This is a genomic window from Umezawaea tangerina (assembly GCF_003002815.1).
GTDB lineage: Bacteria > Actinomycetota > Actinomycetes > Mycobacteriales > Pseudonocardiaceae > Umezawaea > Umezawaea tangerina.
Genome location: NZ_PVTF01000005.1, coordinates 38670 through 49498, shown reverse-complemented (window position 1 = coordinate 49498; position 10829 = coordinate 38670). Strand labels below are relative to the sequence as shown.

The 10829-nt window shown below is 73.3% G+C and carries 9 protein-coding genes; 7 read left to right on the top strand and 2 right to left on the bottom strand.

Annotated features, from left to right (window positions below; all coding sequences use genetic code 11):
* Window positions 1-175: 175 nt before the first annotated feature.
* The gene (locus CLV43_RS17770; protein ID WP_170155888.1) at window positions 176-1468 is read left to right on the top strand and encodes a class I adenylate-forming enzyme family protein; all 1293 of its coding nucleotides are present in this window, start codon (window positions 176-178) and stop codon (window positions 1466-1468) included.
* A 121-nt stretch (window positions 1469-1589) separates the two neighbouring features.
* Here the strand turns inward: CLV43_RS17770 and CLV43_RS17765 are convergent, their stop codons facing one another.
* Window positions 1590-2390, bottom strand: coding sequence for an aldo/keto reductase (locus CLV43_RS17765; protein WP_106188334.1), 801 nt, complete (start codon window positions 2388-2390; stop codon window positions 1590-1592).
* Between the two features lie 363 nt (window positions 2391-2753).
* On the opposite strand from CLV43_RS17765, the gene dpgA reads away from it, so the two are divergent.
* Genes dpgA through dpgD form a run of 6 tightly spaced genes read left to right on the top strand, consistent with a single transcriptional unit; the run spans window position 2754 to window position 9790 of the window.
* Complete coding sequence (gene dpgA / locus CLV43_RS17760) at window positions 2754-3875, top strand: 3,5-dihydroxyphenylacetyl-CoA synthase DpgA (protein ID WP_106188333.1); 1122 nt, start codon at window positions 2754-2756, stop codon at window positions 3873-3875.
* A gap of 34 nt (window positions 3876-3909) precedes the next feature.
* Window positions 3910-4584, top strand: coding sequence for an enoyl-CoA-hydratase DpgB (dpgB, locus tag CLV43_RS17755; protein ID WP_106188783.1), 675 nt, complete (start codon window positions 3910-3912; stop codon window positions 4582-4584).
* The gene (gene dpgC / locus CLV43_RS17750) at window positions 4581-5912 is read left to right on the top strand and encodes a (3,5-dihydroxyphenyl)acetyl-CoA 1,2-dioxygenase DpgC (protein ID WP_245886616.1); all 1332 of its coding nucleotides are present in this window, start codon (window positions 4581-4583) and stop codon (window positions 5910-5912) included. Before dpgB ends, dpgC begins: the two co-directional genes overlap by 4 nt.
* A complete protein-coding gene (locus CLV43_RS17745) occupies window positions 5909-7555 on the top strand; it encodes a thiamine pyrophosphate-binding protein (protein ID WP_106188332.1) in 1647 nt (548 codons plus the stop codon). Before dpgC ends, CLV43_RS17745 begins: the two co-directional genes overlap by 4 nt.
* Window positions 7552-8976 (top strand): benzaldehyde dehydrogenase, encoded by a 1425-nt coding sequence (locus tag CLV43_RS17740; protein WP_106188331.1) that lies wholly within the window; start codon window positions 7552-7554, stop codon window positions 8974-8976. Before CLV43_RS17745 ends, CLV43_RS17740 begins: the two co-directional genes overlap by 4 nt.
* A 19-nt stretch (window positions 8977-8995) precedes the next feature.
* Window positions 8996-9790: an enoyl-CoA-hydratase DpgD gene (dpgD, locus tag CLV43_RS17735; RefSeq protein ID WP_106188330.1), complete on the top strand. Its 795-nt coding sequence runs from the start codon at window positions 8996-8998 to the stop codon at window positions 9788-9790.
* Between the two features lie 6 nt (window positions 9791-9796).
* Here the strand turns inward: dpgD and CLV43_RS47825 are convergent, their stop codons facing one another.
* Window positions 9797-10774, bottom strand: a complete 978-nt coding sequence (locus CLV43_RS47825) for a helix-turn-helix domain-containing protein (RefSeq protein WP_170155887.1) — start codon at window positions 10772-10774, stop codon at window positions 9797-9799.
* Window positions 10775-10829 lie beyond the last annotated feature (55 nt).

Below are 10829 nucleotides of genomic sequence, written 5' to 3'. Positions count from 1 at the left end.
TTTCGTCGAGCGAGCCTAATGGCAACGGCGGAAAAGGGATATGCCTCTGGTCGAACAACCGTTCCGAACGCGCTGGCCGCGCTTATCGGCGCCGGTTAGCGTGACGACTCCGCAGAAAGCGAGGGAACAAATGCCGGATGACGTGTCCAGCGCACTCCACGGGAACGATCACGACGTGGCCTTGGTGAACGGGTCGGGCTCGCTCACCCGCGGGGAGTTGCGCGCGGGCGCCGCGCGGTTCGCGGACTTCCTCTCACGGCGGTGCGAATCAGGTGAGATCGCCATGGCGCAGGTGGACGACGGGGTGGCCACCGCGGTGGTGTCGATGGGGTGCGCCATGGCGGGCGTCCCGCTGGCGCACGTCGACCCGAGGTCGGCGGTGCCCCGCACCGGTCTGCTGGTCCGCGACGGGGGGCCGTCCGACGGCGACGCGCACGAGGTCGTGGGCCTGCGCCTGTCCGTCGTGCGGTCGGGCGAGGGGTGGCACGCCCCCGACGTGCCCGCCGGGTCGCAGCTGTTCCCGACCTCCGGGTCCACCGGCGCGCCGAAGTGGGTGGTCCGACCACCGGCGAGCGTGCTCGCCGACTGCGCGCGGATCGCCTCGGCCCTGGACTACCGGCCCGGCGCCGCCGTGGTGACCACCGCGCCGGTGTTCCACTCCTACGGCTTCAACACCGGACTGGTCGCGCCGCTGCTCGCGGGCGCCGCCGTGCGCCTGGTCGGGCCGAGGACGTTGCCGTCCGCGATCGCGAAGGCGGTGGCGGAGGTCGGGGCGGTGGTCCTGGTCGGGCTGCCGTTCCAGTACCGGCTGGTCGTGGACTCGTCGTGGCCGGGCTCGCCGACGTTGGAGAAGGCGGTGTCGTCGGGGGCGCCGCTGCCCGACACCGTCGTCGGCGGGCTGCTGCTCCCGCTGGTCAACGCCTACGGCTCGTCGGAGACGGGCACGGTGTCGATCGGCCCGGTGACCCCCGTGCTGGAACCCGGCACCGTCGGGCGGCCGCTGACCGGGGTGGAGGTCCGCGTGGAGGGACCGGACGGCGAGCTGGTGGTCGTCACCGACTCACTGGCCGCGGGCTACCTCGGGCCCGACGGGGTGCGGCCCCTGCCCGTCGACGGCGCCCGGTCCTACCGGACGGGGGACCGCGCCGTCCTCGGCGCCGACGGGACCATCCGGCTGCTGGGGCGCATCGGTGACGTCATCAACGTCTCCGGCAAGAAGGTGAGCCGGTCGACCGTCGAACGCGCCCTGTGCGCGCACCCGGCGGTGGGGGAGGCGCAGGTGCTCGCGGAGGCCGACCCGGTGCGCGGCGAGGTGCCCGTCGCACGGGTCGTGCTCCGGTACCCGGTCCCGGTCGCCGACCTCGTCCGGTGGGCGCGCGGGCGGTTGGACCCGCACGAGGTGCCCCGGAAGGTGGAGATCCGCGACGAGCTGCCCAGGTCGGCCACCGGCAAGCCGATCGTCGGCTGACGACCACGGCCGGGCGGCGGGTCGGCGCCTGTCGCCCGGCGGTGGGCGGGCTTGTGCCGTTGGGCGGTGGGTCAGCTCCGGTCGCCGGGCGGCGACGCAGCTCCTGCGGCCCGGCGACCTGTCACTTCCCGGCGGCGGGCGCCAGCGCGTCGAGCTCGCGGAACCGCCGGTCGTCGAGCTCGACGGTCCGCGCGGCCATGTTCTCGTCGAGGTGCGCGAGCGACTTCGTGCCGGGGATGGGGTGGACGACCGGGGAACGCCTGAGCAACCACGCCAGGCAGACCTGCGCGGGCGTAGCGCCCAGCTCGTCGGCCACCCGGCCGATCGGGCCTTGGCGCAGCGCGTGCTCGCCGCGTGCCAGTGGCCACCACGGGATGAACGCGATCCCCTCGCGCTCGCAGTGCTCCAGCACGCCCTCGTGCTCGCGGTCGGTCAGGTTGTACCGGTTCTGGACGCTCGCGATCCGGGCGTGCCCGCGCGCGGCCTCGAGCTGGTCCGCGGTCACCTCGGACAACCCGATGTGCCGCGCCTTGCCCTCCTGCTGCAGCTCCGCCAGCGTGCCCAGCTGGTCCTCCACCGGCACGGTGGGGTCGATCCGGTGCAGCTGGAGCAGGTCCAGCGTGTCCACGCGCAGGCGGCGCAGGCTCAGCTCGGTCTGCTGACGCAGGTAGGCGGGGCGGCCCAGCGGCTGCCACTTGCGCTCGGCGGAGCGGACCTGGCCCACCTTCGTCGCCACCAGCACGCCGTCCGGGTAGGGGTGCAGCGCCTTCGCCAGCAGCTCCTCGTTGGCGCCCAGCCCGTACCCGTCCGCCGTGTCGACCACACCGGCGCCCAGCTCGACGGCGCGCCGGGCCAGGCGCACCATCGCGTCGGGATCGCGCGCGGGCCCGTACCCGGTCAGCCACATGGCGCCGAACCCCATCCGGTCCACCGGTGACCCGCCGCGGGGTGAGAGCAATGGCAATTCTCGTCCGTGAATCACGGCCGGAGATTAACAGGAAAGGGGTCGAAAACAATTTCTCCGGTCGAACACCTGTGTCCTGTTCCGGTGCGCGTTGTTCAACTGCGCGATAACGCCGGTTGAACAGGTCCGGTGTGCTGCATTCGTCGGAATGCGCAGACCCGGACGGGTGTGCGCGGGTGTCGTCGGTGGCGTCCCCGAACGGTGGTCGAGCGCTTTCCGGTCGTGTTGTCACCCGATTCGCGGGTCGCTAGCGTCGGCCCGGACGAGCCGGTCCGGCGTTCTGCGCGGATTCCCGGCCACACTTCCCTATGCGAGGGGAAAATGACCCCAACAGTCCTTCCGGAGAGGGCGGCCCCGGTCGTCCGGGCCGACATCGGCGGCGAGCGCGGGCGCACCGCCCCGAGGATCGTCGGCGTCGGTGTCGCCACCCCGCCCTCCTCCTACACCCAACACGAGCTGGTGGACCTCTTCCGCGTGCGGGACCCGCGCATCCGGTCGCTCTTCCTCAACAGCGCGATCGAGCGCCGTTCCCTGCGACTGCCGCCGGAGCTGCCCGACGGGACCAGGCGCGTGGAGACGCAGGGCGAGCTGCTGCGCAAGCACCGCGACTCGGGCCTGGACATGGGGCGCCGGGCGCTGCTCGCCTGCCTGGAACGCGCCGGTGCCGTCCCCGACGACGTGCGCTACCTGTGCTGCGTCACCACGACCGGCTTCCTCACGCCGGGGTTCAGCGCCCTGCTGATCAAGGACCTGGGGCTGCGCCCGGACACCGGCAGGCTGGACGTGGTCGGCATGGGCTGCAACGCCGGGCTGAACGCGCTCAACGCCGTGACCTCCTGGGCGGGCGCCCATCCCGACGAGCTGGCGTTGATGGTGTGCATCGAGGCGTGCTCCGCGGCCTACGTCTTCGACGGCACGATGCGGACGTCGGTGGTGAACAGCCTGTTCGGCGACGGCGCGGGCGCGGTGGCGCTGGTCGCGGGCGACACCGGCGGCGCGCTCGCCCCGGAGGTGCTGAAGTTCGCGAGCCGCATCATCCCCGAGGCCATCGACGCGATGCGCTACGACTGGGACGACGAGCACGCGAAGTTCAGCTTCTTCCTCGACCGCGACGTGCCCTACGTCGTCGGCGCGAACGCCGGGGCCGTCGTCGCCGAGCTGCTCGCGGGCACGGGCCTGCGCACCGACGACATCGCGCACTGGGTGGTGCACTCGGGCGGGAAGAAGGTCATCGACTCGGTGATGGTCAACCTCGGCCTCACCCGGCACGACGTCCGGCACACCACCGGGGTGCTGCGCGACCACGGGAACCTGTCCAGCGGGTCGTTCCTCTTCTCCTACGCGCGGCTGCTCGACGAGACGTCGGCCGGACCGGGCGACCACGGCGTCCTCATGACCATGGGACCCGGATCGACCATCGAGACGGCGCTGCTGCGGTTCTGATCCGGTGACGACTGAGCGGAAGGTGGTGGGGGACATGTCCGTGGAACACGGGTGGTCCGGCTCGACTGCGCGCGCCCTGGAGGTCGACAGCGCGCAACCGGTGACGCCGTCGCTGGTCCAGGCGGTGCACCGGCTGTGCGACGAGGCGGCCGACGCGGTCCTGGTGCTGCGGCTGGGCGGGGCGGACGAGCCCTCCGGGCGCGCCGACCTCGCGATCGACGTGGTCGGCAAGTGGGAACAGGCGTTGCGCCGGTTGGAACGGGTCGCGTCGGCGACCATCGCGGTGGTCGACGGCCGGTGCGCCGGTCCCGCGCTCGAGGTGCTGCTGGCGTGCGACTACCGGATCGGCACACCCGGCTCGCGGCTCATGCTCCCGCTCGCGGCGGGCGAACCGTGGCCGGGCATGGTGGTGTACCGGCTGGCCAACCAGCTCGGCGTGGCCACCGCGCGACAGCTCGTGCTGTTCGGAGCGGAGATCACCGGCAGGCACGCCGCGCGGCTGAACCTCCTCGACGAGGTCACCGACGACCCGGACGGCGCACTGGCCGCGCAGGTCGAGCTGGCGGGCGGTGTGGCGGGCACCGAGCTCGCCATCCGGCGCAGGCTCCTGCTGGAGGCGCAGGGGATCAGCTTCGAGGACGCGCTCGGCACGCACCTGGCCGCCTGCGACCGCGTCCTGCGGCGGACCGCCGCCGGGGTGACGCCGTGACCGCGAGCGGCACGACCGAGCGGTGGGTGCGAGCGCTGCCCACCGTGACGGGCAGGTTCGACCCCGACGCCGCGGCGCTGGCCGCGCACCTGGCCCACGGCGAGGACCTGCTGGCCGCGCTACCGTCCAAACCGGACCGTTCACCGCGGCAGCACGGGCTCGCGGACGTCGTGCACCGCTCGGCACGACGCCTGCGGTCGTCGTTCCTGCGTGCACACGCCACGACCGTGTACGACGAGGTGACCGAGCGGCGGACCCTGTCCCCCCGGCTCCCCGAGCTCGCGCGGGGAGCGGCCCGGCGCGTACCCGGCCTGCTGCCCGACCCCGACCAGATGGCGGCCGAGCTCCGCCACGCGCAGGCGGACAAGGAGGGGCGGGAGATCGACCAGGCGATCTTCTTCAGCGAGCTGCTGCGCCTGCCCGACGTCGGGGCGCACGTGCTGGAGTCGATGCGCGGGCCGACACCCCGCGCCCTGGCCCTGCTGCCCGAGTTCCGCCGCGTCGGCGAGCTGCACCTGGGCTCGGTGCACCTCGTCCGCCTGCACGGCGTCGCCCACGTGACCATCCACAACGGACACTGCCTCAACGCCGAGGACGACAGGCTCGTCGACGACCTGGAGACCGCGGTGGACCTGGCGCTGCTGGACGACGACGTGCACGTCGGCACGCTGCGCGGGGGAGAGGTGGACCACCCGCGCTACGCGGGCAGGCGGGTGTTCAGCGCGGGCATCAACCTCAAGGACCTGCACTGCGGCCGGATCACCTACATCGACTTCCTGCTCCGCCGGGAGACGGGGTTCATCCACAAGCTGCTGCGCGGCCTCGCGGTCGAGGACGACCCGTCCACGTGGCCGCACGACGCGGTGGAGAAGCCGTGGGCGGCGGGCGTGGACACCTTCGCGATCGGCGGGGGGATGCAGCTGCTGCTCGTGTTCGACCGGGTGGTCGCGGGCGCGGACGCGTACTTCAGCCTGCCCGCCGCACGGGAGGGCATCGTGCCCGGCGCGGGCAACCTGAGACTGGGCAGGCTGGCAGGCGGACGGCTCGCGCGGCAGGTGATCCTCGGCGGCCGCAAGCTGTGGGCGGGCGAGCCCGACGCGCGACTGGTCTGCGACGAGGTGGTCGAGCCGGGCGACGTCGGCGACGCGCTCGACCGGGCCGCGCACGACCTCGACAACCCCGCGGTCGTGGCCAACCGCGCGATGCTCACCCTCGCCGAGGAGCCGCCCGACGTGTTCCGCGCGTACCTGGCGCGGTTCGCTCTGGTCCAGGCACAACGGCTCTACAGCCCGGACGTGCTCGCCAAGGTGGGGCGGTTCGCCTCGTGAAACCGGTCGACGCGCTCCTGGCCGTGCTGCGCGACGAAGGCGTCGACAAGGTCTTCGGCAACCCCGGCACCACCGAGCTGCCGCTGCTCGACGCGCTGGTCGACGCGCCCGACATCGACTACGTCCTGGGCGTGCAGGAGGGCTCGGTCGTCGCGATGGCCGACGGCTACGCGCGGATGACCGGCCGCCCCGCCTTCGTCAACCTGCACGTGGCGGCGGGCCTGGCCAACGGGCTCGTCGGACTGCTCAACGCGGGGCGGTCCCGCACACCGCTGGTCGTGACGGCCGGGCAGCAGGACCGCAGGCACCTCGTCGAGGACCCGATGCTGGCCGGCGACCTGGTCGGCATCGCGGGACCGGTGGTGAAACAGGCCTTCGACGTCCAGCACGCGCACGACCTGCCGGTGCTGCTCCGCCGGGCGTTCCGCCTCGCCGTGCGACCACCCGCGGGCCCGGTCTTCCTCTCGCTGCCGATGGACCTGCTGGCCGAGACCACCGACGTCGACCTGCCCGCCCGGTCGGTGATCGCGCCACCGGCACCGGCGGGCGGACTGGCCGAAGCGGCGGCCCTGCTCGCCGGGGCGCACAACCCCGCCATCGTCGCGGGTGACGGAGTGGGGCGCGACGACGCGGTCGCCGAGCTGGTCGCCGTCGCCGAGGCGCTGGGCGCCACGACGTTCCACCAGCCGATGAACGACGGCGTCTGCTTCCCCACCACCCACCCGCTGCACGCCGGGGTGCTCGACCCGGTCAACGCGCGCGTCCGCGAGGCCCTCGCGGGCCACGACGTGGTGTTCGTCGTCGGCTGCCACGCGTTCACACCGCACCACTACACACCCGGCGGCGCCATCCCCGACGGCACGCGCGTGCTGCAGCTGGACTCCGACCCCGCGGAGCCGGGCCGGACCTTCCCCGTCGACCTCGGTCTCACCGGTGGCGTCAAGCCGAGCCTCGACCGGCTGGCGCGGCTGCTCCACGGTCGCGTTCCGGATGCCGCCGCCCGCCTCGACGTGATCGCTAGGAGGCACGAAGCGCGGTGGACCGAGCTGGACCGAGCCGCCCGAGCGGCCCGCGGCCCGGCTCCGCTGGACCCGCTGGCCGTGGCGCACGCCATCGCCACCGGCCTCCCGCCGGACGCGGTGCTCGTCGAGGAGGCCATCACCACCGGAGCCCAGCTGCGCCGCGTGCTTCGCCAGACCCGGCCGCGTTCCTACGTGCACACGGTCGGCGGCGGCCTCGGGTCCGGGATCGGCGCGGCCGTCGGCGCGCGCATGGGCGCCCCGCACCGGCCCGTGGTGGCGGTGCTGGGCGACGGGTGCACGCTGTTCGGCCTGCAAGGGCTGTGGAGCGCGGCGCGGTACCGGGTGCCGGTCACCTTCCTGGTGATGAACAACGGCGAGTACCGCACGCTCAAGGAGACGCTGGACTCCTGGGGCAGCCGCGCGACACGGGTGGGGGAGTACGCGGGACTGGACCTCGGTGAGCTGGACTTCACCAGGGCCGCCGGGTTCTTCGGCGTCGCCGCGATCCGTGCCGGGCACACCGACGACGTGGTCGACGCCGTGGCGAGGTCGGCCCACCTGGACGCGCCCCTGCTGGTGGACGTCCCCATCACCGGACACACGCGGAGGGGTACCCGATGAACCGCCTGTTCGCCCCGACCCCACCCGGACCGGGTACCAGGGAGGTCGTCGAGCCCGCCACCGGCGACGTGCTCGACCACGTGGTGCTCTCCGACACCGCGGCCGTGCACGCGGCGGTCGACGAAGCCGTTGCGGCACAACCGGGTTGGGCCGCCACGTCCCCGATGGAGCGCGCCGCCGTGCTGCGGCGGACCGCCCGCGTGCTGGAGGAGCACACCGACGAGGTGGTCGAATGGCTGGTCCGCGAGAGCGGATCCGTGCGCGCCAAGGCGCGGCACGAGGTCGCCTCCGTGCTCGACGAGCTCTGGAGCGCCGCGGCGCTGCCCGCCCAGCCCCACGGCGAGCTGCTGCCGGACCCCGACGGCAGGCACAGCATCGGGCGCAGGCTGCCGCTCGGGGTGGTCGGCGTGATCAGCCCGTGGAACGTCCCGCTGCTGCTGGGCATGCGCGCCGTCGCTCCCGCGATCGCCCTGGGCAACGCCGTCGTGCTCAAACCCGACCCGCACACCCACGTCGCGGGCGGCCGGGTGCTCGCCGCGCTCTTCGAGCACGCCGGACTCCCGGCCGGGGTGCTCAACGTCGTCGCCGGGGACGCGCGGGTGGGTCGCGCGCTCACCGGCCACCCGGACATCGCCATGATCGCGTTCACCGGTTCGACCGACGTCGGCGTGGAGATCGGCGCGGTCACCGGGCGCGCCCTCAAGCGCGTGTCGCTGGAGCTGGGCGGCAACAACGCCATCATCGTGCTCGACGACGCGGACCTCGACCTGGCGAGCTCGGCGGGCGCGACCGGTTCGTTCTTCCACCAGGGGCAGATCTGCATGGCGGCCGGGCGCCACATCGTCCTGCGCGACGTGGCGGAGGAGTACCTGGCCCGCCTCACCGCACGGGCGCGGGCGCTGACGACCGGCGACCCGTGGCGCGAGGACGTGGCCCTCGGCCCCCTGATCGACCGGGCGCAGCTGGCACGGGTGGACCGGATCGTCCGGGACACCGCGGCGGCCGGTGCGCGGCTGCTCACCGGAGGCACCCACCACGGCCTGTACTACCGCCCGACGGTGCTCGCCGACGTCACCGCCGACATGCCCGCGTTCACCGAGGAGATCTTCGGACCGGTCGCACCGGTGATCGTGGCCGAGGACGAGGACGAAGCCGTCACCCTGGCCAACCGCACCTCCTACGGGCTGGTCGCCGCGGTGCAGACCGGCTCGGCCGAACGCGGGCTCGCGCTGGCCCGACGACTCGCCACCGGCATCGTGCACGTCAACGGCCACACCGTCGACGACAACGCCTTCGTGCCGTTCGGCGGGCGGGGTGCCTCCGGCAACGGCAGCAGGCACGGCTTCGGGCAGAGCTGGCACGAGTTCACCCAGTGGCAGTGGTCGACCGTGCGGTTCGCCGCCGTCCCGTCGCAGTTCTGAGCTGTCGAGAAGAGGGTGCATGTCCACTGTGGACTTCCAGCGGCGTGGACGGGTCGCCCACGTGACCCTGAACCGCCCGGCCGTGCTGAACGCGATGAACCTGCGGATGCACGAGGAGCTGGCGACGGCCTGGGACGAGTTCGAGCGCGACGACGACCTCTGGGTCGCGGTGCTCAGCGGCGCGGGCGACCGCGCGTTCTCCGTCGGCCAGGACCTCAAGGAGCTGGCCGAGCGCAACGCGAACGGCACCGCGGCCCCGGCCACGTTCGGCAGCCGGGGACAACCCGGCTGGCCACGCCTGACCGAACGCTTCGCCCTGGCCAAACCCGTTGTGGCGAAGGTGAACGGCTACGCGCTCGGCGGCGGCTTCGAGCTCGCCCTGGCGTGCGACGTCATCATCGCCGCCGAAGGCTCCCGCTTCGGCCTGCCGGAAGCCAGGCTGGGCCTGGTCGCCGGCGCGGGCGGCGTCTTCCGCCTCACCCGCCAACTCCCGTTCCGCACCGCCCTGGGCCACCTCATCACCGGCCGCGACCTCACCGCCGACCGCGCCTGGCACCTGGGCCTGGTCAACGAGGTCGTCCCCGCCGACGAGCTCGACTCCACAGTGGACGGCTGGGTGACCGACATCCTCCGCTGCGCCCCACTGGCCGTCCGCGCCGCCAAGGAAGCCGCCGCCACCTCCGCCACCCTGCCCCTACCTCAGGCCTTCGCGACCCGGTACGTGTGGGAGGAACGGCGCACGCGCAGCGCGGACGCCGCCGAAGGCCCCCGCGCTTTCGCCGAAGGCAGGCAGCCGCGCTGGCAGGGCCGCTGACGGCGGTCAGCGGTCGGCCGTTCTGGTCGAGCGGGTGTACTCGGTGGGGGTTTGGCCGTAGTGCTTCTTGAAGGTGCGGATGAAGTGGCTGCTGTCGGCGAACTGCCAGCGGGCGGCGAGGTCGGAGATGTCGGGTGGGCCGGTGGGGGAGGTGAGGGCGAGCCGGGCTTGTTCCAGGCGTCTGCGGCGGATGTAGGTGGTGACGGGTTCGCCGGTCGCGGCGAAAGCCCGTTGCAGGGTGCGCATCGAGACGTTGAGCTCGCGGGCCAGCATCGCGGTGGACAGGCCGGGTTCGGTGAGGTGGGTGTCCGCGAGCTCCTTCGCGGCCAGGGCGAGCGCGGGTGCGAGCAGCGGTTCGACGTCGTCGAACTGGCGCAGGGCCACCGCCTTGACCAGTTCGACCAGGGCGTCGCGGGCGGCCTGCACGCCGGCCGGGCCGAGGTCGGAGGCGTTCTCGTGGACCAGGTTCGTGTGGGCCAGCAGCAGGCGCATCTCGGCCGAGTCGGTCGACCCGCTGATCATCCGGTTCCCGAGCAGCGGGGTAAGCGTCGAGGCGGGCAGGAAGAGGAACTTGACCGTGGTGTGCCGCACGAGCTCGTAGCGCGGCGCGCGCTTGAAGAAGCGGATGAGGAACCGGCCCGCCGACACGGTGCCGTCGGCGTGCTCGCGCACCTCGCCGACCCGCAACGTCCCGCGTCGCACCACGTGCATCCGCACCAGGTCCTCGGCGCAGTGCGAGGATCCCGCGGCCTCCACGGCCGACACGCCGTGGAGGTTGATGATCGCCACGTCCCGCATCCTGGTGCCGCAGCTCCTGACCCGGAAGTCACCGGTCGTGGCGGGGCTGAAGGCGGGCATCCGGAAGCCCCCGCCGAGCTGCGACTCCCACTCGCGGCGGAAGGCGGCGAAGCCGCGGGCGGACGCCCCGCGGACGGTGGAGTCCACCGAGAACGTCCCTTCCGCCCGTGATCCAGTGCTGTCCATCGCTGCTCGTCCACCTCGCGGGATTGTGGCGCCGATGTTCAATCCGGATGTCGCT

Bases quoted from the DNA above. Each gene is read 5' to 3' on its own strand.
- dpgB (WP_106188783.1), top strand. From the start codon at position 3,910: ATGTCCGTGGAACACGGGTGGTCCGGCTCGACTGCGCGCGCCCTGGAG.
- dpgA (WP_106188333.1), top strand. From the start codon at position 2,754: ATGACCCCAACAGTCCTTCCGGAGAGGGCGGCCCCGGTCGTCCGGGCC.
- CLV43_RS47825 (WP_170155887.1), bottom strand. From the start codon at position 10,774: ATGGACAGCACTGGATCACGGGCGGAAGGGACGTTCTCGGTGGACTCC.
- dpgD (WP_106188330.1), top strand. From the start codon at position 8,996: ATGTCCACTGTGGACTTCCAGCGGCGTGGACGGGTCGCCCACGTGACC.
- CLV43_RS17765 (WP_106188334.1), bottom strand. From the start codon at position 2,390: ATGGGGTTCGGCGCCATGTGGCTGACCGGGTACGGGCCCGCGCGCGAT.
- CLV43_RS17740 (WP_106188331.1), top strand. From the start codon at position 7,552: ATGAACCGCCTGTTCGCCCCGACCCCACCCGGACCGGGTACCAGGGAG.